Below are 17910 nucleotides of genomic sequence, written 5' to 3' on the forward strand. Positions count from 1 at the left end.
CCATGCCATAGGCGGGCTATGTTCGTCGATGCCCCGGCACAGGTCGCCGCCAAATTGCTGGACTGGTACGATGTCCACGCGCGCGCCCTGCCGTGGCGCGCGCCGCCTGGCACCGCGCGGACCGAACCCTATCGCGTCTGGCTGTCCGAAATCATGCTCCAGCAGACGACGGTCGCGGCGGTGCGCGGTTATTTCGCCAAGTTTACCGAACGTTGGCCGACCGTCGATACGCTGGCCAATGCCGACGATGCCGATGTGATGGCCGCCTGGGCGGGCCTCGGCTATTATGCCCGCGCCCGCAACCTGATCGCCTGCGCGCGCGCCGTCGCCCGCGATCATGGCGGATCATTCCCCGATAGCGAGGCGGGTCTGCGCACCCTGCCCGGCATCGGCGACTATAGCGCCGCCGCGATCGCCGCGATCGCCTTCGGCCGGCGCGCCGTCGTGATCGACGCCAATGTCGAACGGGTCACGAGCCGCCTGTTCGCCTTCGCCGATCCCCTCCCCGCCGCGCGGCCGAGGCTGCGCGCACTGGTCGACACCATTACCCCCAACGATCGCGCGGGTGATTTCGCGCAGGCGATGATGGACCTCGGATCGGGCATCTGCACGCCCCGCAATCCGCAATGCCTGATCTGCCCCCTGCGCGATCCGTGCAAGGCGCGGGTGGCGGGCAATCCCGAAACCTATCCGGTCAAGGCCGCGAAGAAGCCCAAGCCCCAGCGCAAGGGCACCGCCTTCTGGATCGAGCATGAGGGCGATGTCCTGCTGGTGCGCCGGCCCGACAAGGGCATGCTCGGCGGAATGCGCGCCTTGCCGACGGGCCCATGGAGCGACGAGGATCCGGCGCTGACCGACGCGCCGGTCGACGCCGACTGGCGCGAGGCGGGCAGCGTCACCCACGTCTTCACCCATTTCGCGCTCGACCTGCGTGTCGTCGTCACGAAGCTGTCCGCCCGTCCTGACATATCGGGCGAATGGTGGCCGATCCCTTCCGTCGATACGGCAGGTCTGCCGACCCTCTTCGCACGGGCCGCCGCCCGCGCTATCGCCGGTTCGAAATAGGTAGAGGATAGTAGATGGCCCGCTTCGCGCCCCCCGGCTTCACCGGCTCCCCCCTGGTCCGCATCGACAATGAGCGCGACAATCAGGCTTATCATGACGAACAGCTGGCCCGCGCCGACGCGAAGCTGCTGCGCCTGACCGGACTGGCGCCGGATGTTCTGGATGGCGGCCTGCTCGGCTGGGGTCCGGCGTCGGAAGTCGCGCCTGACGCAACCCTCGCCCTGCTCGGCCTGATCGACGGCGCTCCGCACTTCGTTCCGATCGATCCGGTGCAGGAAAATGGCGCGCAGCGCAGCGCGGCGATGTCAGCAGCGCTCGGCCAGCTCAAGGGCGACGAGGCGGCGACCTATGCGGTCGCCCGCTGCCTGATCGACTGGCATTCGCGCCACCAGTTCTGCCCACGTTGCGGCAAGCATACCCGCCCGATGCGATCGGGCTGGGCGCGGCTGTGCGACAAGGCTGCCGAAGGCTGCGGCTCCGAACATTTCCCGCGCACCGATCCGGTCGTAATCATGCTCGCCGAGTTCGAAGGCAAGATCCTGGTCGGCCGGCAGAAGCCGTGGCCGCAGCGCAATTATTCGGCGCTCGCGGGCTTCGTCGAGGTCGGCGAGTCGATCGAGGAAGCCGTCGCGCGCGAACTGTTCGAGGAAGCGGGCGTGAAGGCCACCAACGTCCGCTACATCGCCAGCCAGCCCTGGCCCTTCCCTTCACAGCTGATGATCGCCTGCATCGCCGAAGTCGAAAGCGCCGACCTCAACCTCGACACGCGCGAGATCGAGGCCGCAATCTGGGTCGACAAGGACGGCGTCGAAGCCGCCCTCCGCCGCGACGAAAGCGGCCCCTTCATGCCGCCCCCGCCCTTCGCGATCGCGAACACGCTGCTGAATGCCTGGGTGGCTGGGGCCTGACCCGCCCTCACCCCACACTCCTCGTCATTTCGAGGAGCCGTAGGCGACGAAGCAATCCAGGCCCGCACTTGAGAGCGTCGCGAACCTCGTCGGGTTCGGGCCTGGATTGCTTCGCTACGCTCGCAATGACGAGTTGAAGGCGAGGGCCGCGCTCCTCACCAGATATGCACCCGCTGCTCGGGCGGCAGGTACAACTTGTCGCCGGGCTTCACGTCGAACGCCTTGTACCAGGCGTCGACATTGCGGACGATGCCGTTGACCCGATAATAGCCCGGGCTGTGTGGATCGGTGAGCAGCTGTTCGCGCAGCCGCCCCTCGCGCAGCTTGCTCCGCCAGCTCTGGCCGTAGGCGAGGAAGAAGCGCTGGTCGCCGGTCAACCCGTCGATCACCGGCGGCTCGCCATGCTGCGCAACGTAGCGGCGATAGGCGCTGTACGCCATTTCGACCCCGCCCAGATCACCGATATTCTCGCCCATCGTCAGCTCGCCCTTGATGTGGACGCCGGGCAACGGCTCATAGGCATCGAACTGGCCGCCAAGGTTCTTGGTGCGCGCCGCAAAGCGTTCGGCCGCAACCGGGGTCCACCAGTCGCGGATGCGCCCCTTTTCGTCGAACTGGCGGCCCTGATCGTCAAAGCCGTGGCCGATCTCATGCCCGATGATCGCGCCGATCGATCCGTAATTGACCGCCGGATCGCTGTTCGGATCGAAATAGGGCGGTTGCAGGATCGCCGCCGGGAAGGTGATCTGGTTCATCAGCGGATCGTAATAGGCGTTCACCGTCTGCGGAGTCATTTCCCACAGGGTGCGGTCGACCGGCTTGGGCAGGCGCGACAGCTGCAGATCCCATTCGAACTTTTCGGCCGCCAGCGCATCGTCGAGCAACGCGCCGCGCTTCACCGTCATCGAGCTATAATCGACATATTTGATCGGGTGGCCGACGCGCGGATCGAAGGTCGACAGCTTGAGCAACGCCGCCGCCCGCGTCGGCTCATCCATCCACTCCAGCTTGTCGAGCCGTTCCTTGAGCGCCGCGCGCAGATTGACGATCAACTCGTCCATCTTGGCCGAGCTGGCCGGCGGATAATGCCGCTCGACATAGATCGCGCCGATCGCCTCGCCCAGATTGTCGTTGAGCAGCTGGATGCCGCGCTTCCACCGCGCCCGCTGCTCCGGCTGGCCGCGCAGGGTGCGCCCGAAAAAGTCGAAATTGGCGTCGTCGAACGCCTTGGGCAGATACGTGGCGTGAGTGCGGATGAAGTGGAACTTCGAATAATCCTTCCACGTCTCCAGCGGCGTGGTGTCGAGCAGCTTGCCCGTCGCCGTGATCGCGGTCGTCTCGCCCATGATCACGGTCTTGACGTCGCCCAGCCCCGACCAGGCGAGCATCTTGTCCCAATCGAATTCGGACGCGAGCTTTTCCATCCCTGCGCGATCCATCGGGTTATAGATCGCCTTGATGTCGCGCTGCCGCTCGGGCGCCCACTGGACCTTCGCCAGTTCGGTCTCCAGCGCGATGATCCGGTCCGCGCGCGCATCGGCATCCGCGATCCCCGCGAGCGTCAGCATCTTGGCGACATAGAGGCGATACGCCTTGCGGATGCCGTCGTACTTCTCGCCCTGGTTCAGATAATAATCGCGGTTGGGCAGGCCCAGCCCCGCCTGCCCCGCCATCGCGACATAACGGCTGGTGTCCGCCGGATCGGGCAGGATGCCGACGCCGATCGGCGCGGTATAGCCGATCTCGGTGAACAGCTTCTGCAGCTCCACCTTGTCCTTCACCGCATCGACGCGCGCCAGATAGGGCGCCAGCGGCTTCGTGCCCGCCGCCTCGATCCCCGCCTCGTCCATCCAGCTGGCGTAGAAATCGCCGATCTGCTGCCCGCTCTTGCCCGCGCTCGCGGGGTTCTTCGCCAGATCCTCGACGATCGCCTTCACCTGCGCCTCGGCCTCGTCGACCAGAAGCACGCTCACGCCCGCGCTCGTACGATCGGCGGCAATCGGGGTGCGCTGATCCCAGGTGCCGTTGACGTATTTCCAGAAGTCGTCGCCCGGCTTCACCGCCTTGTCGATCGCGGTGAGATCCACCCCGAAACTGCCGAAGCGCGGCTTGGCCGGAGTGAGCGCGTGAAGCGGCGAGGCGACGAGCGCCATTGCGGAAGCCGCGAGCAGCAGGCGTTTGATGTTCATCGATGAACCCCTTTGGCGACGGGATCCAAGCCCGCCCGACAAAGCGAAGCTATCAGCGGTGTCGTGGGCCTGCAATACAGCCCATATTTACACGATCAGCGCGGCACCTTGCCGAACGGAAGCAGTTCCTTCGCCAGCTCCTGTGCGACTTCGCCTCGCCCGGCGCGGAGCTGCGCAAGGACGGTCGCGGCGCTACGCTGGAACAGTTTGTCGACCTTCTGCGGGGTCGCCGCGCGGGTCGTCGCATCGACCAGAGCACGGCCGCGTGCATCGGCAGGATCGATCGCGATGCGGAGCAGGCCCGCGAGGCCGGAAAACATCGCCCGTCCCCCGCCCAGCGCCACCGCGCGATCCATCGCCGCCAGTCCGGTCGCCTTCTTCGCGCCCAGCGCCATGCCCGCGATCATGCCGCCAAGCTCGATCACCGAATCGAGATGCCAGCAGCCCACTGCCGCCGCCGCCTCCGGATCGCGTGGATCGGACGCGGCGAGCCCGTCGAACAGCCTTTTGGCCGACATGGCCTCGCCCCGGCTGCGTGTGAGCTTGGCACGATACCCCACCGCCATCGCCATCGAGAGCTTCGCGTCACGATCGCCCGGGGTGCGAGCGAGCTGCGCTGACGCTACCCCCTGTGCCTGATCGATCCGTTTGATCGCAACATCCTTGTCGCGTGTATCGAAAGCCGCATCGAGCAGGAGTTCGCGAGACGTCTCCGCTCTCACGGGTGCCGCGATAACAAGGGAAAGCATCGCCGTTGCGATTATCGTTCGGTTCATCATGTCGTCTTTAACGCATATCTCCCCCAAACGAAGCCGTGATCTCGCGGTTCGTCGCTTGCTTTTACCGGTTCGATCGGTCATAGGCCGCGCGTTCGGGGTGGAGAGCCTGTCTCTTCGCCCCTGTTCATTTTTTGGACGACAGCCGGAGGGGCATCGCGATGGGCGCGATGTCAGCGATCGGCAACATGAAGGAAGACGCGACATGGCTCTTTATGAGCATGTGTTTCTCGCGCGTCAGGATCTGGCTCAGGCTCAGGTCGACGCGCTGGCGGAAGCCGCCACCAAGATCGTCGAGGAAGGCAATGGCAAGGTCGTAAAGACCGAGACCTGGGGCCTGCGTGGCCTCGCCTATCGCATCGCGAAGAACCGCAAGGCGCACTATGTGCTGCTCCAGATCGATGCCCCTGCGGGTGTCGTCGCCGAGCTCGAGCGCCAGACCGCGATCAATGAAGACGTGATCCGTTACATGACGATCCGTGTCGACGAGCTGGAAGCCGGCCCATCCGCGATGATGCGTCGTGGCGAACGTGACGGCCGCCGTGGCGACCGTGATGGCCGTGGTGATCGCGGCGACCGGGGCGACCGTGGTGGTGATCGTGGCGAGCGCCGCGATCGCGATGCGGCCTAAGGAGATATAGAACATGGCACGCGCGTTTTTCCGCCGTCGCAAGAGCTGCCCCTTCTCCGCGAAGGATGCTCCCAAGATCGATTATAAGGACGTCCGTCTGCTGCAGGGCTTCGTGTCCGAGCGTGGCAAGATCGTCCCGAGCCGCATCACTGCGGTTTCCGCCAAGAAGCAGCGCGAACTCGCCCAGGCGATCAAGCGCGCCCGTCACATCGGGCTGCTTCCGTACATCGTTAAGTAAGAAGGGAGCGCGAACATGGACGTGATCCTGCTCGAGCGTGTCGAGAAGCTGGGCCAGATTGGTGACGTCGTCACCGTCAAGGCGGGCTTTGCGCGCAACTATCTGCTCCCGAACAAGAAGGCGCTGCGCGCTAACGAGAGCAACAAGAAGGTCTTTGAGGCGAACCGCGCCCAGATCGAAGCCGATAACGCGAACCGTCGCAGCAATGCCGAAACGGAAGCCGGCGCCCTCGACGGCAAGTCGGTGGTGCTGATCCGTCAGGCTTCGAACACCGGCCAGCTTTACGGTTCGGTTTCGGCCCGCGACATCGCCGAGGCTCTGGCCGAAGACGGCATCAAGGTTGCCAAGTCGGCGATCGTCCTCTCGCGTCCGATCAAGACGATCGGCACGCATGAGGTGAAGATCAGCCTTCACGCCGAAGTCGTCCGCGCCGTGACCGTCAACGTCGCCCGCTCGCCTGAAGAGGCCGAGTTGCAGGCACAGGGCGTCGACGTGATGGCGCAGATGTTCGAGCGCGACGAAGCTGGCTTCACCGAGGCGTTCGATCCGAACGCCGAGCCCGGCGAGATCCCCACGGAACTCCTCGACGAGCCGACCGAAGAAGCCTGAGCTTCCGAGCGTCGCTGAAACAGGAAGGGCCGCCGGAGATGATCCGGCGGCCCTTTCCTTTTGACTCGGGCAACCGAGATCAGGCCGCTTGGTCGTAGATCTGCGTTTCGCGCCCGATCATGATATCCGCGAGGAACCAATAGGCCTCGCCCCATGCATCAAGAATCCGCTGGTCGACCGCATCGCCCAACACGTCCTTAATCGCGGGCAGCAAAGCATTGGCGACCGCTGGGTAATGTTCGGGCTTCACATGGGTCGCGACATGTCGCTCCGCCATCCTTTCGACCGACGGGCCGAACGCCGCCAGATTATCGACGTTCTTGGCATAAGCGAGGATCGCCGCCGCAAGCCGCTTGGGCTGCGCGCCCGATGCCTGCTCGGCCTGATCGAACAACGCCTTGATCTCCGGGTCGACGAACAACCGTTCGTACATCCGCGTGGTGATCTCCAGCCCATGCTTCTGCAGCACGGGTGCGGTCGCTTTCACGATCGCGATGGTTTCGGGGCTGAGCGGTTCGGCCATGATCGACTCCCTTAAGGTGGATATTGGAAGCATCTTTAAGATCGTCGAGATAAGATGTAAATTGCAGATATCTTATTCCGGCATTATGATCGGGTAATGCGGCTCTCCACCCACACCGATTATGCGCTGCGCGTCCTGATCCACCTCGCCGCCAAGGGCGACCGGCTGGCGTCGATCGCGGAGATTGCGCGCGCCTTCTCGATCTCCGAAAACCATCTGATGAAAGTGGTCCACATGCTCGGGCGCGCCGGTTTCGTGCGGACAGTGCGTGGGCGTGGCGGTGGGATCGCGCTTGCCAGGCCGCCGCAGGAGATCAACATCGGTGCAGTGGTGCGCCATGGCGAGGCGGGCTTCGACCTCGCCGATTGCCCGTCCTGCGTGATCGCGCCGGCCTGTGGGCTCAACGGAGCACTGGCACAGGCGCTGGGTGCCTTCCTCGCCGTGCTCGACGGCTATAGCCTCGCCGACATCACCGTGCGCAAGGACGCGCTCGCCGCCTTGCTGGGTATCTCCAAGGCCGCCGGACCGCCGTCAGCACCGGTTCATCGGCTGGCCCTTAGCTTTCCTGCATAACTTGGAGAGATACCCCATGTCCGGAGACCGCCCTGCCCTTGCCGCCCTCGTTCCTGCCGCGATCGTCGCGGTCGGGATCGCCGCGGGCGGTTTCCTGATGGGCGATGGTCTGGTCCGTGCACGGCATGCCGATCGCGCGGTGACGATGCGCGGCCTGGCCGAGCGCGACGTGACCGCCGACCTTGCCACCTGGACGCTCGCCTTTTCGGCCAATGGTCCGGATCTCGCCGGCAATCAGGCGAAGATCGATCAGGATACCAAGGCGATCCTCGCGCTGCTCCACGCCAACGGCTTCAAGGATGACGAAATCTCGGTCGTCGGCGTCAACGTCAACCAGTTCCGCAACAACGACGGCAGCCCCAACATCACGATCCGCCAGCGGCTCCAGCTGCGCACGGCCAAGGTGATGCAGGCGAAGAAGGCGTTCGCGCAGCAGGCCCAACTCGTCCGGCAGGGCGTCGTGCTCGAGGACGGATCGGGGATGACCTACAGCTTCACCAAGCTCAACGACGTCAAGCCCGCGATGATCGCCGCCGCCACCCGCGATGCGCGCGCGGCCGCCGAACAGTTCGCCAAGGATTCGGACACCAGCGTCGGCACGATCCGCCAGGCGACGCAGGGCTATTTTTCGATCGGTGCGCGCGACGGCGAAGGTTCGTCGGGCAGCGACACGCCCTTCCAGAAGGTGCGCGTCGTCACCACGATCGACTTCTATCTCGACTGACGCCCTCGCCCCACTCCCCTCGTCATTGCGAGGAGCCGCAGGCGACGCCGCAATCCACTCCAAACTGCGGAGTGGATTGCTTCGCTACGCTCGCAATGACGAGAAAAGTTAGGCGTTCTCGAGCAGCTTTTCCTTGGCGATCTTCTCGCGCCACACCAGCGGCGCGGTGTGGTGGACGCTCTCGCCGGTCGCGTCGACTGCCACCGTCACGGGCATATCCTTCACCGTGAACTCGTAGATCGCTTCCATGCCGAGATCGGCGAAGCCCACGACCTTCGATTCCTTGATCGCGCGCGCGACCAGATAGGCGGCGCCACCGACGGCCATCAGATAGGCGGCCTTGTGCTTCTTGATGCTCTCGATCGCGATCGGGCCGCGCTCGGCCTTGCCGACCATCGCGATCAGGCCGGTCTGCTCCAGCATCATGTCAGTGAACTTGTCCATGCGGGTCGCGGTCGTCGGGCCCGCCGGGCCGACCACCTCGTCACGCACCGGATCGACCGGGCCGACATAATAGATCACGCGGCCCTTGAAATCGACGGGCAGTTCCTCGCCCTTCGCCAGCATCTCCTGAATGCGCTTGTGTGCGGCATCGCGGCCGGTGAGCATCTTGCCGTTGAGGAGCAGGCGATCGCCCGGCTTCCACGATGCGACGACTTCGGGCGTCAGCGTGTCGAGATCGACGCGGATCGACTCCTTCGACGGCGTCCACTCGACCTTAGGCCAATCGTTGAGATCGGGCGTCTCCAGATAGGCCGGGCCCGATCCGTCGAGGTGGAAATGCGCGTGGCGCGTCGCAGCGCAATTCGGGATCATCGCGATCGGCTTCGATGCGGCGTGGGTCGGATAGTCCATGATCTTGACGTCGAGGATCGTCGCGAGGCCACCCAGACCCTGCGCGCCGATGCCGAGCGCGTTGACCTTGTCGAAGATCTCGATGCGCAGCCGCTCGATATCGGTCTGTGCGCCGCGCGCCTTCAGGTCCGCCATGTCGATATCGCCCATCAGCGATTCCTTGGCGAGCGTCATCGCCTTTTCGGCGGTGCCGCCGATGCCGATGCCGAGCATGCCCGGCGGGCACCAGCCCGCGCCCATCTGCGGCACCATTTCGAGCACCCAGTCGACGATGCTGTCGCTGGGGTTCATCATCTTGAACTTCGACTTGTTCTCGCTGCCGCCGCCCTTGGCCGCCAGTTGCACCTCGACATGGTGGCCAGGCACCATCTCGACGTTCAGGACACACGGAGTATTGTCCTTGGTGTTGACGCGGCCGAAAGCGGGATCCTTGAGGATCGACGCGCGCAGCCGGTTTTCGGGGTTCAGATAGGCGCGGCGTACGCCTTCATCGACGACGTCCTGCAGGCTCTTGTCGCTCTCCAGAACGCACTGCATGCCCCATTTGATGAAGACGGTGACGATGCCGGTATCCTGGCAGATCGGGCGATGCCCCTCCGCGCACATGCGGCTGTTGGTCAGGATCTGGGCGATCGCGTCCTTCGCGGCCGGCCCCTGCTCCTTTTCGTACGCATCACCCAGCGCGCGGATATAATCCATCGGGTGATAATAGCTGATGAACTGGAGCGCGTCGGCGACGCTCTCGATCAGATCGGCTTCCTTGATGATTACGCTCATGCCCACGCTCCGCTGCCCCGGATGAATGTTGCGATGCCCAATGCCTTATCACCCCCCTCCCTGCAAGGGAGGGACCGGGGGTGGGTGACGTAGCCGAGGGCTCGAAGGCCGAACGCGGAGTTAGCGACGCAGCCGAGAATACTCGCTACGCTCGCCACCCACCCCTCATTCCCCTCCCTTGCAGGGAGGGGAGGCCCGAAAATTAGAGAGCCGCCAGCACCGCATCGCCCATCTGCGCGGTCGTCATCGTGCCGCCCAGATCGGGTGATCGCGCACCACCGGCCAGCGCCTTGGCGACCGCCGCCTCGATCCGGTCGGCCTCGTCGGGCAGGCCCAGCGAGTAACGCAGCATCATCGCCGCCGATAGGATCGTCGCGAGCGGATTGGCCTTGCCCTGCCCCGCAATATCGGGGGCCGAACCGTGGATCGGCTCGTACAGCCCCTTCTGCTGGTCATCGAGCGATGCCGACGGGAGCATCCCGATCGAACCCGCGCACATGCTCGCCTGATCGGACAGGATGTCGCCGAACAGGTTGCCGGTGACGATCACGTCGAACTGGCCCGGATTGCGCACCAGCTGCATCGCGCAATTGTCGACATACATGTGGCTCAACTCGACATCGGGGAAGTCGGCCGACATCTCGATCACCACGTCGCGCCACAGCTGCGACGTTTCGAGGACGTTCGCCTTGTCGACCGAACAGAGCTTGCCCCCGCGCGCCTGCGCGGTTTCGAAGCCGACCCGCGCGATGCGGCGCACCTCGGCCTCGTCATAGGACATGATGTCATAGCCTTCGCGCAGCCCCGACGCCGTGGTGCGCATGCCCTTCTCACCGAAATAGACGTCGCCGTTGAGTTCGCGGACGATCACCATGTCGATCTGGGTCGCGACCTCGGGGCGCAGCGCCGAAGCGTCCGCCAGTTCGGGAAACAGCTTGGCCGGACGCAGGTTCGCGAACAAAGCCAGCTCCTTGCGCAGCCCCAGGATCGCCTGTTCGGGGCGCAGGTGCCGCTCCAGCTTGTCGCAATCGGGATCGCCGACCGCGCCGAACAGGATCGCATCGGCGCGCTTGGCAAGATCGAGCGTCGCGGCGGGCAGCGGATGTCCCTGCGCCTTATAGGCCGCGCCGCCGACCGGCGCGCTCTCATAGGTCAGCTTGTCGGTGACGACGTTCAACACGCGGACCGCCTGCTCGACGACTTCGGGACCGATCCCATCCCCCGGCAGCAGCGCGATCAACATATTGGAAGCCCTCCGATTGCAATGTCGGGGGGCCTATGCGGCGTGTTGGCAGGCGAGGCAAGCCATCACCCCCGCCTCGTCATTGCGAGGAGCCGCAGGCGACGCGGCAATCCATTCCGCAGTTCGGAGTGGATTGCTTCGCTACGCTCGCAATGACGAAGCCTTTCTCTATTGCGCGATCCGCTTTACCCGCTCGATCAGCCGCTCGCGCGCGTCGAGTGCGGAGGCGCGGCGCCCCGACAATATGTCATCGGACAACAGCCGCCCGCTCTGCCGCCAGCCGTCGAGAATATCCGGCCAGTCGGCGCCTTCCTCCGGCGGCTCCAACCCCACCCCATAGCCAAGGCCCGCAACCACCAGCATTTCGTAGCGCAGCGCCGCCAGCGCCCAGCCGCGCGCCGATGGCGCATATTCGACCGCCGCCAGCGCCGCTTCGAGCGCCTGATAGAGATCGGGAAACGGCTCGCGTTCGGGCAAGGCCACGGCGGTCAGCGCACACAGCCAGTCGATCGCCGCCGCCGGCAGCGGCTCGGCCAGCAGGCCCGCGCGGCTGTGCGACAGTTCGACGGTCAGCCCTGGCAACTGATCCTCGGTCCGAGCGCGATATTCGGCCGCGACCAGATTGCCCGGCGACAGGATCGGCCGGATGCGCCGCGACCGCCCGCCACGCACATAGCCCGCCACCAGCCCGTCATCGGGCGTCAGCGCCCGCACAACCGCGCCATGTTCGCCGTGCAGCAGGACGGAGCAGACGATCGCGGGGCAGCGGATGAGCATGGAGGAGTGCTTAGCAATCCTCCCCCGCCAGGGGGAGGTGGCATGCACAGCATGACGGAGGGGGAGGACAGCGAAGCATATCGAGTTGGTCGCCGCCCTCCCCCTCCGTCGCCTTCGGCGCCACCTCCCCCTGGCGGGGGAGGATCAGGAAGTTAAGCCCCCCGCTCCGCGACCTGGTTCGACCAGATCTGCTCGACCATCCGGCCGAAGCGGCGCAGCGCGCTGTTGGGGAGCATGTCCGATCGGACATCGAGTTCGACTTCGTCGAGATCGGAAAAGAACACGGTCGGGAATCGATCCCGACAGGTCGACAGAAACTCGCACAAAGCCTCGAACCGGCGGACATGGACGCGGTTCGGCGCGGTGCCGGTGCGGTTGGCGAGTTCGAAGCTGTGGCTGACAATGTTGACGACGGGCAGACGCGCCGCCCCCGCATGGCGGATCGCCGCCTCCAGTTCGCCCAGCGACACCGCACATACCTGCAGATGGCGGGTCTGCGGGCCATCGCCGATCAACGTCACCGGCACCTCGGTGACACCCAGATATTCGACCGGCGTGATCTGTTCGCGCGGCAGATCGATCGAGCTGGGCCACGGATGTTCGGAGCCGTTATGGCTGCTGTCGAAGCGGAAGCCGAGTTCGGCCAGCACACGCAGCGTATCGTCATTGGCCGCATAGCTGCCCGCACGGAAGGCGCACGGCTCGGGCACGCCCGCTTCCATCAGCAGCTCGCGCGCCTTGGTGATCATCTCGCGCTGCTTGTTCAGATCGTAGCTGTTGAGTTCATACTCGCCGACGAGGATCCCGTCGCGCGGCCCATACCAGCGCGGGTGGAGATGCAACTGCACCTCCTGCCCCGCAGACAGGATCGGATCGACCATCCGCTTGATCGGCTCGATCCCGTAGAGGCAGGCCGGCATCGGATCGACGAAGAAACACGCCTTCAGCGCGTACTGCGCCAGCACCCGCAACTGATAGGGAACGCCGACCCCGGCCGCCTCATAAGAGCGCGCATAGCCGTCGATCCAGTCGCCAGGCTGTTCCTCGGTACGGATCGTCAATTCCGTATCGACGGTGAGGAGAACGCGCGTCCTGGCGTTGTCGTCCGGAGAAAGGGCGGGCGGCATAACCGTCATATTGCACGCTTAGCCCGCTGGATGAAAGAAATCGTGAATCGACTGCGCCATAGCGGTGGAAACGCCCGGCGCGGCTTCGAGGTCCGCCAGGCTGGCGCTGCGCACGGACTTGGCCGTCCCGAAATGCATCAGCAGCGCTTTCTTGCGCGCGGGCCCGATCCCCGGGATGTCGTCGAGCGGGCTCTTGGTCAGGTTCGCCGCGCGTTTGGTGCGGTGCGCGCCGATCGCGAAGCGGTGCGCCTCGTCGCGTAACCGCTGCAGGTGAAACAGCAGAGGCGAGTTCATCGGCAGCATCGCCTCACGCCCGCCCGGCAAGTGGAAATGCTCGCGCCCCGCATTGCGATCCGGCCCCTTCGAGATGCCGACGACCGCAACATCCTGCACGCCCATCTCTTCCAGAACCTCGCATACCGACGACAACTGCCCTTTGCCGCCGTCGATGAGCAGCAGATCGGGCCAGTCGCCCGATCGTCGTTCGGGATCCTCCTTCTCCAGCCGGGCGAAGCGGCGGCCGAGTACCTCGCGCATCATCGCGAAATCGTCACCCGGCTTGGTCTCGGGATTCTTGATGTTGAACTTGCGATAGGCGTTCTTGCGGAAGCCCTCCGGGCCCGCAACGATCATCGCGCCGACAGCGTTGGTGCCCATTATGTGGCTGTTGTCGTACACCTCGATCCGGTCGGGCGGGCCTTCGAGTTCGAAGAGGTCGGCCATTTCCTGGAAGATCTTGCCCTGCGTGGTCGATTCCGCGAGCCGGCGATCGAGCGCCTCGACCGCGTTGCGCTCTGCCTGCGCCATCAGCTTGCGCTGCTCGCCGCGCTGGGGAACCTTGATCACGACCTTCCGGCCCGCGCGTTCCTTCAACGCCTCGGCAAGCAATTCGCACTCGGCCGGTTCGCGATCGACGAGGATCAGGCCGGGGGGCGGCACCTCCTCGTAAAACTGCATCAGGAAGCTCTCCATCACCTCGTCGTCCGGCACGTCTGCAGTGTGCGCGGGGAAGAAGGCGCGGTGGCCCCAATTCTGGCCGCCGCGAATGAAGAAGGCCTGGATACCGACCGTGCCCGCCTTCGCGTGCATCGCGAAGACGTCGGCGTCGCCGATCCCTTCGGCGTTGATCGCCTGATTGCCCTGGATGAAGGTCAGCGCGCGCAGGCGGTCGCGATAGATCGCCGCCAGTTCGTAATCCATCGCCTCGGCCGCGACATTCATCGCCTCGCCGAGCTTCTTCTGCACCTGGGTCGATTTGCCGGCAAGGAACGCCTTCGAGTCCGCGACCAACTCGTCATAATCGGATTTCTCGATCCGATCGACGCACGGGGCCGAGCATCGCTTGATCTGGTAGAGCAGGCACGGCCGGCTGCGATTGGCGAAGAAGCTGTCGGTGCAACTGCGCAGCAGGAACAGCTTCTGCAACGCGTTGAGCGTGCGGGTGACCGATCCGGCGCTGGCAAACGGGCCGTAATATTGCCCCTTCGCACGCCGGGCACCGCGATGCTTCTGGATGCGCGGGAAGGCATGATCCTCCCGCAGCAGGATGAAGGGGAAGCTTTTGTCATCGCGCAGCAGGACGTTGTAGGCCGGGCGGTAGCGCTTGATCAGCTGCGCTTCGAGCAGCAGCGCCTCGGCCTCGCTGCCCGTCGTCACGACCGTCATCGACCGGGTCTGCGCCACCATGCGCTGAAGCCGCTTCGAAAGGCGGGCGACCTGCGTGTAGTTGGTGACGCGGTTGCGCAGCGCGCGCGCCTTGCCGACGTACAGCACCTCGCCGCGCGCATCCTGCATCCGATAGACACCGGGGCGAACCGGCAACGTGTTCAGCACGTTGCGGATCGCGGCGACGCCCGCATCGAGATCGGGCGCATCGCTGCCGCGCACGGTATAGACGCTGTTCTCTTCGTTGAATCGGTCGGTCGGCGGGGTCTTGGTCACGCTCCCCATCTAGGGCGTTCGCGACTGGGTTTGAAGGCTCAGGCGATCAAGCTCATGATCGCCTGTGGATAAGCCACGCCGCCGACCAGCAGGACCGTGATAGCAAGTCCCGCGCGGACGATCCCTGAAGGCGCCCAATCGCCGAGGATACCGTCCTTCTTGCTCCACAGGATGGGCAGCGCGACGACGCCCGATGCCGCTATCGCCCAGACGAGCGTCTGCGGCAGCGAATGCGCCATATGCGCCCGCACAGCGGCCAGCAACATGGCCCACGCCCAGATCCAGCCGATTGCGCCCATCATATCTGATGTAGCGGGAGGGTGTGAGGAAAGAGTGAATCATGCCCCCCACTCGTCATTGCGAGCGGAGCGAAGCAATCCCGGCCCGAACCAGAAGAGGTTCGCGACCATCTCCGGTGCGGGCCTGGATTGCTTCGTCGCCTACGGCTTCTCGCAATGACGAAGGGAGGTCAGCGCGCCGCGATTCTCTCGATCGCTTCCTCGAACATGCCGAGGCTGCACGGCTTGCGCAGCAGGACCGCCTTGTCGTCGTCCGGCATCTGATCGGTGCCGCTGAAGTAGATGACGCGCAGATCGGGCATGTTGGCCCGCGCCATCGCCACCAACGAGAAGCCACCCAGATCGCCAGGCATATGGATGTCCGTGACCAGCAGATCATAGGCCGCGCCACGTTCGCGAAGGCGCATCAATGCCTCCTCGCCGCCCGACGCCGCGAAAACGTCATGGCCCAGCGCGGCCAGAAGATCGACCGTCACCTCCCGCACCAGCGGATCATCCTCAACACATAATATCTTCATTTCGACGCCATTCCCCAATCACGCCGATACGCATGAAACCTAGCCATAGTTTTAGATTATACGCAAAAAAGCCAGCTTTTTTGTACGCAAACGATATCAATTCGGCAGCTTCACCTTGGGCGCATTGGCGAAGGGCTTGATCCCAAATTTGGGATAAACTTCAGCGGGATAATAGAAGGCGCCATCCTTCACGACCATCGCGATCGTCTTGATCGCCTTGATGTCCTTCGTGGGATCGCCAGGGATGAGGAAGAAGTCCGCCAGCTTGCCCTTGGCGATCGATCCCAGCCGCTGATCCTGCCCGCTATATTTGGCCATGTCGAAGGTCGCGCGCTTGAGCACCTCGGCCGGCGTGAAGCCAGCATATTGCGTGTAAAGTTCGAGTTCGCGATGATAGGTGAACGCGCCGCCCGTATCGGTTCCCGGAACGATGAACACACCACGATCGTGGAGCATCTTCACGGTGGCGGTGATCTTCTCCCACGCGCCCTGATAGGCCGCCGCATCGCCCGGCGCCGACAGATCGACCATCGCCTTTTTCAGCCCACGCTGGGTGCCGATCGGCATATGATCGAAATAATCGACCGCGCCCGGCGCGACCTTGCCGTCGCGATTCTGCGTCAGCATCTCGTGGATGCCCAGCGTCGGATCGATCGCCTTGTGCCTGTCGACCATCGACTGGATCGTCTTCTGCACAGGCGGCGAAGCGAGATCGAGCGACGGCAGGCGCTTGAGCGCGGTCAGGCGGAACAGCGTGCGCGTATCCTCGCCCGGCTTGATCACCCAGCCCAGCATGAACTGGTTGATATGGGTCATCTCGTCATAGCCTGCCGCGATCATCGCATCGGCGGTGGAGAAGGCCGGAACATGGCCCGCAACGCGCAGTCCCAGCCGATGCGCCTCCTTGACGACGGCGGGCACCCATTCGGGGTTCATGCTGTTGTAGACCTTGACCTGCCAATAGCCGCGCGCGGCATACCAGCGGACCGCGTCGACAGCCTCCTGCTCGCTGTTCACGACGATGCCGTTATTGGCGTTGAAAGGCGACTTGCCCTCCAGGAACCCGCTGCGGATCACATGCGGGCCGCCGATGATCCCGTCATCCATGCGGTGGATCAGTTCGTCGAGAACCGCATTGTCGTTACCCATATCGCGAACAGTGGTGATGCCCGCGATGAGGTTGAGCAGCGCGTCGTCCTGCCCCAGATGGCCGTGCCCTTCGTACATGCCCGCGACGAGCGTGCCGCCCGCGCCGTCGATCGTCACCTCACCGGGAGTCGCAGGGCTGTCGACCGGCTCGATCGCCGCAATCTCCTTGCCGTTGACGAGCACCGAGACCGGGTCGGTCAGCGCCGATGTCGCGGGATCGAACAGGCGGACGTTCCGGATCCGCACTGGCGCGCCATAATCATGCGCCACCGCCTTCTGGATCGCGACATAGCGGTCGGTCGACCATTTGGCGGCGAGGTTGCGCAGCCGCTCCTCCTCGCCTTCGTAGCCCTGACGGACGATGATGAAGTCGGGCGTGACATAAGCCGCCAGCGCCCCGGCGCCGTCGAGCAGCACGGTGTCGGGCACCGTATCGATGCCACCGATCGTGTAGGCGGTGGCGGCGATCGGGCCGGGTTTGCCCGCGATCGTCACGGCCTCCCCTTTTTCGATCCGTAGCGCGCCGCCCGGGATCGCCGGAATGGTGGCGTCGGCGTCCTTCAGCAGCGCACGAGCATAAAGGCCGACACTCCATGGGCTGCCGCTCTGCGGAACGTAGATGCTCGGCTCCTTAACGGTTGCCTTGCCCGGGCCGGTCGAATCGACCCAGGTCGCGCGCTTGCCCTTCAGTGTGAAACGCTCGTCCACCTTGCTGCCGAACGTCGTGGCGCCCGTCACCGTCCAGGCGACGGGGAAGCCGTTGGCGTCGACGTCTAACGACTCCTTCATCGTCGGCCCACGGCCGTTATTCTTATAGTCGAAGTCGATGTCGCTGTGGGTGCCGGTCGTGTCGACATTTAGGTGGCCGACATTGCGGCCGCCAAAGATCACGGAGAAGCGTTCGGCCCCGGCCAGCGCGGGCGCGGACACGAAGGCGGCGGAGGCGCAGAGCGCAGCAAAGATCGCTTGTTTCATGACAGTGATGAAA

Annotated in this window: 18 protein-coding genes; 7 read left to right on the forward strand and 11 right to left on the reverse strand. The window is 64.7% G+C overall.

Annotated features, from left to right (window positions below; genetic code table 11):
• Positions 1-18: 18 nt before the first annotated feature.
• Both FYJ91_RS18580 and nudC read left to right on the forward strand, forming a co-directional pair.
• A complete protein-coding gene (locus tag FYJ91_RS18580; protein WP_149523830.1) occupies positions 19-1065 on the forward strand; it encodes an A/G-specific adenine glycosylase in 1047 nt (348 codons plus the stop codon).
• Positions 1066-1079: 14 nt separating this feature from the next.
• Positions 1080-1973 carry an NAD(+) diphosphatase gene (gene nudC / locus FYJ91_RS18585; RefSeq protein WP_149523831.1) on the forward strand — a complete coding sequence of 298 codons (894 nt, stop codon included), beginning with the start codon at positions 1080-1082 and terminating at the stop codon, positions 1971-1973.
• A 155-nt stretch (positions 1974-2128) separates the two neighbouring features.
• Here the strand turns inward: nudC and FYJ91_RS18590 are convergent, their stop codons facing one another.
• A complete protein-coding gene (locus tag FYJ91_RS18590) occupies positions 2129-4162 on the reverse strand; it encodes a M13 family metallopeptidase (protein WP_181008586.1) in 2034 nt (677 codons plus the stop codon).
• A gap of 95 nt (positions 4163-4257) precedes the next feature.
• Entirely contained in the window at positions 4258-4911 is a 654-nt protein-coding gene (locus tag FYJ91_RS18595; RefSeq protein ID WP_246152736.1) for a hypothetical protein, read from the reverse strand.
• A gap of 232 nt (positions 4912-5143) precedes the next feature.
• On the opposite strand from FYJ91_RS18595, the gene rpsF reads away from it, so the two are divergent.
• From rpsF to rplI, 3 genes are read left to right on the forward strand one after another with little or no spacing between them, the layout of a single operon-like run.
• Entirely contained in the window at positions 5144-5569 is a 426-nt protein-coding gene (gene rpsF, locus FYJ91_RS18600; protein ID WP_149523833.1) for a 30S ribosomal protein S6, read from the forward strand.
• A gap of 13 nt (positions 5570-5582) precedes the next feature.
• On the forward strand, positions 5583-5807 hold the full coding sequence (gene rpsR, locus FYJ91_RS18605) for a 30S ribosomal protein S18 (protein ID WP_047169782.1): 225 nt from the start codon (positions 5583-5585) through the stop codon (positions 5805-5807).
• A 15-nt stretch (positions 5808-5822) separates the two neighbouring features.
• A complete protein-coding gene (gene rplI, locus FYJ91_RS18610) occupies positions 5823-6416 on the forward strand; it encodes a 50S ribosomal protein L9 (RefSeq protein ID WP_149523834.1) in 594 nt (197 codons plus the stop codon).
• Positions 6417-6495: 79 nt separating this feature from the next.
• Here rplI and FYJ91_RS18615 read toward each other — a convergent pair whose 3' ends face one another.
• Positions 6496-6939, reverse strand: a complete 444-nt coding sequence (locus FYJ91_RS18615) for a globin domain-containing protein (RefSeq protein ID WP_149523835.1) — start codon at positions 6937-6939, stop codon at positions 6496-6498.
• Positions 6940-7035: 96 nt separating this feature from the next.
• Between FYJ91_RS18615 and FYJ91_RS18620 the strand changes: the two genes are divergently transcribed.
• On the forward strand, positions 7036-7512 hold the full coding sequence (locus FYJ91_RS18620; protein ID WP_149523836.1) for an RrF2 family transcriptional regulator: 477 nt from the start codon (positions 7036-7038) through the stop codon (positions 7510-7512).
• A 16-nt stretch (positions 7513-7528) separates the two neighbouring features.
• Positions 7529-8236 carry an SIMPL domain-containing protein gene (locus tag FYJ91_RS18625; protein ID WP_149523837.1) on the forward strand — a complete coding sequence of 236 codons (708 nt, stop codon included), beginning with the start codon at positions 7529-7531 and terminating at the stop codon, positions 8234-8236.
• A 108-nt stretch (positions 8237-8344) separates the two neighbouring features.
• On the opposite strand, the gene FYJ91_RS18630 is transcribed toward FYJ91_RS18625, so the two are convergent.
• The 8 genes from FYJ91_RS18630 to FYJ91_RS18665 all read right to left on the reverse strand — a co-directional run bounded on the left by FYJ91_RS18630 (position 8345) and on the right by FYJ91_RS18665 (position 17897).
• Positions 8345-9868, reverse strand: a complete 1524-nt coding sequence (locus FYJ91_RS18630; protein ID WP_149523838.1) for a fumarate hydratase — start codon at positions 9866-9868, stop codon at positions 8345-8347.
• A 202-nt stretch (positions 9869-10070) separates the two neighbouring features.
• Positions 10071-11111, reverse strand: a complete 1041-nt coding sequence (gene leuB, locus FYJ91_RS18635) for a 3-isopropylmalate dehydrogenase (protein ID WP_149523839.1) — start codon at positions 11109-11111, stop codon at positions 10071-10073.
• A gap of 168 nt (positions 11112-11279) precedes the next feature.
• Complete coding sequence (gene recO / locus FYJ91_RS18640) at positions 11280-11888, reverse strand: DNA repair protein RecO (protein WP_149523840.1); 609 nt, start codon at positions 11886-11888, stop codon at positions 11280-11282.
• 152 nt (positions 11889-12040) lie between these two features.
• A complete protein-coding gene (locus tag FYJ91_RS18645) occupies positions 12041-13024 on the reverse strand; it encodes a polysaccharide deacetylase family protein (protein WP_246152738.1) in 984 nt (327 codons plus the stop codon).
• A 9-nt stretch (positions 13025-13033) separates the two neighbouring features.
• Complete coding sequence (gene uvrC / locus FYJ91_RS18650) at positions 13034-14956, reverse strand: excinuclease ABC subunit UvrC (RefSeq protein ID WP_246152740.1); 1923 nt, start codon at positions 14954-14956, stop codon at positions 13034-13036.
• Between the two features lie 38 nt (positions 14957-14994).
• Complete coding sequence (locus tag FYJ91_RS18655; protein ID WP_246152742.1) at positions 14995-15222, reverse strand: hypothetical protein; 228 nt, start codon at positions 15220-15222, stop codon at positions 14995-14997.
• 203 nt (positions 15223-15425) lie between these two features.
• Positions 15426-15773, reverse strand: a complete 348-nt coding sequence (locus FYJ91_RS18660; protein WP_149523842.1) for a response regulator — start codon at positions 15771-15773, stop codon at positions 15426-15428.
• Between the two features lie 96 nt (positions 15774-15869).
• Positions 15870-17897, reverse strand: coding sequence for an amidohydrolase family protein (locus FYJ91_RS18665; protein ID WP_149523843.1), 2028 nt, complete (start codon positions 17895-17897; stop codon positions 15870-15872).
• Between the last annotated feature and the right edge of the window lie 13 nt (positions 17898-17910).

The organism is Sphingomonas montanisoli (assembly GCF_008274695.1).
Lineage (GTDB): Bacteria > Pseudomonadota > Alphaproteobacteria > Sphingomonadales > Sphingomonadaceae > Rhizorhabdus > Rhizorhabdus montanisoli.

Coding starts and splice junctions, on each gene's coding strand:
- FYJ91_RS18655 (WP_246152742.1), bottom strand. CDS start 15,222: ATGTTGCTGGCCGCTGTGCGGGCGCATATGGCGCATTCGCTGCCGCAG.
- FYJ91_RS18645 (WP_246152738.1), bottom strand. CDS start 13,024: ATGACGGTTATGCCGCCCGCCCTTTCTCCGGACGACAACGCCAGGACG.
- nudC (WP_149523831.1), top strand. CDS start 1,080: ATGGCCCGCTTCGCGCCCCCCGGCTTCACCGGCTCCCCCCTGGTCCGC.
- FYJ91_RS18665 (WP_149523843.1), bottom strand. CDS start 17,897: ATGAAACAAGCGATCTTTGCTGCGCTCTGCGCCTCCGCCGCCTTCGTG.
- FYJ91_RS18630 (WP_149523838.1), bottom strand. CDS start 9,868: ATGAGCGTAATCATCAAGGAAGCCGATCTGATCGAGAGCGTCGCCGAC.
- recO (WP_149523840.1), bottom strand. CDS start 11,888: ATGCTCATCCGCTGCCCCGCGATCGTCTGCTCCGTCCTGCTGCACGGC.
- rplI (WP_149523834.1), top strand. CDS start 5,823: ATGGACGTGATCCTGCTCGAGCGTGTCGAGAAGCTGGGCCAGATTGGT.
- FYJ91_RS18660 (WP_149523842.1), bottom strand. CDS start 15,773: ATGAAGATATTATGTGTTGAGGATGATCCGCTGGTGCGGGAGGTGACG.
- FYJ91_RS18590 (WP_181008586.1), bottom strand. CDS start 4,162: ATGAACATCAAACGCCTGCTGCTCGCGGCTTCCGCAATGGCGCTCGTC.
- leuB (WP_149523839.1), bottom strand. CDS start 11,111: ATGTTGATCGCGCTGCTGCCGGGGGATGGGATCGGTCCCGAAGTCGTC.
- rpsF (WP_149523833.1), top strand. CDS start 5,144: ATGGCTCTTTATGAGCATGTGTTTCTCGCGCGTCAGGATCTGGCTCAG.
- FYJ91_RS18595 (WP_246152736.1), bottom strand. CDS start 4,911: ATGCTTTCCCTTGTTATCGCGGCACCCGTGAGAGCGGAGACGTCTCGC.
- rpsR (WP_047169782.1), top strand. CDS start 5,583: ATGGCACGCGCGTTTTTCCGCCGTCGCAAGAGCTGCCCCTTCTCCGCG.
- FYJ91_RS18625 (WP_149523837.1), top strand. CDS start 7,529: ATGTCCGGAGACCGCCCTGCCCTTGCCGCCCTCGTTCCTGCCGCGATC.
- FYJ91_RS18620 (WP_149523836.1), top strand. CDS start 7,036: ATGCGGCTCTCCACCCACACCGATTATGCGCTGCGCGTCCTGATCCAC.
- FYJ91_RS18580 (WP_149523830.1), top strand. CDS start 19: ATGTTCGTCGATGCCCCGGCACAGGTCGCCGCCAAATTGCTGGACTGG.
- FYJ91_RS18615 (WP_149523835.1), bottom strand. CDS start 6,939: ATGGCCGAACCGCTCAGCCCCGAAACCATCGCGATCGTGAAAGCGACC.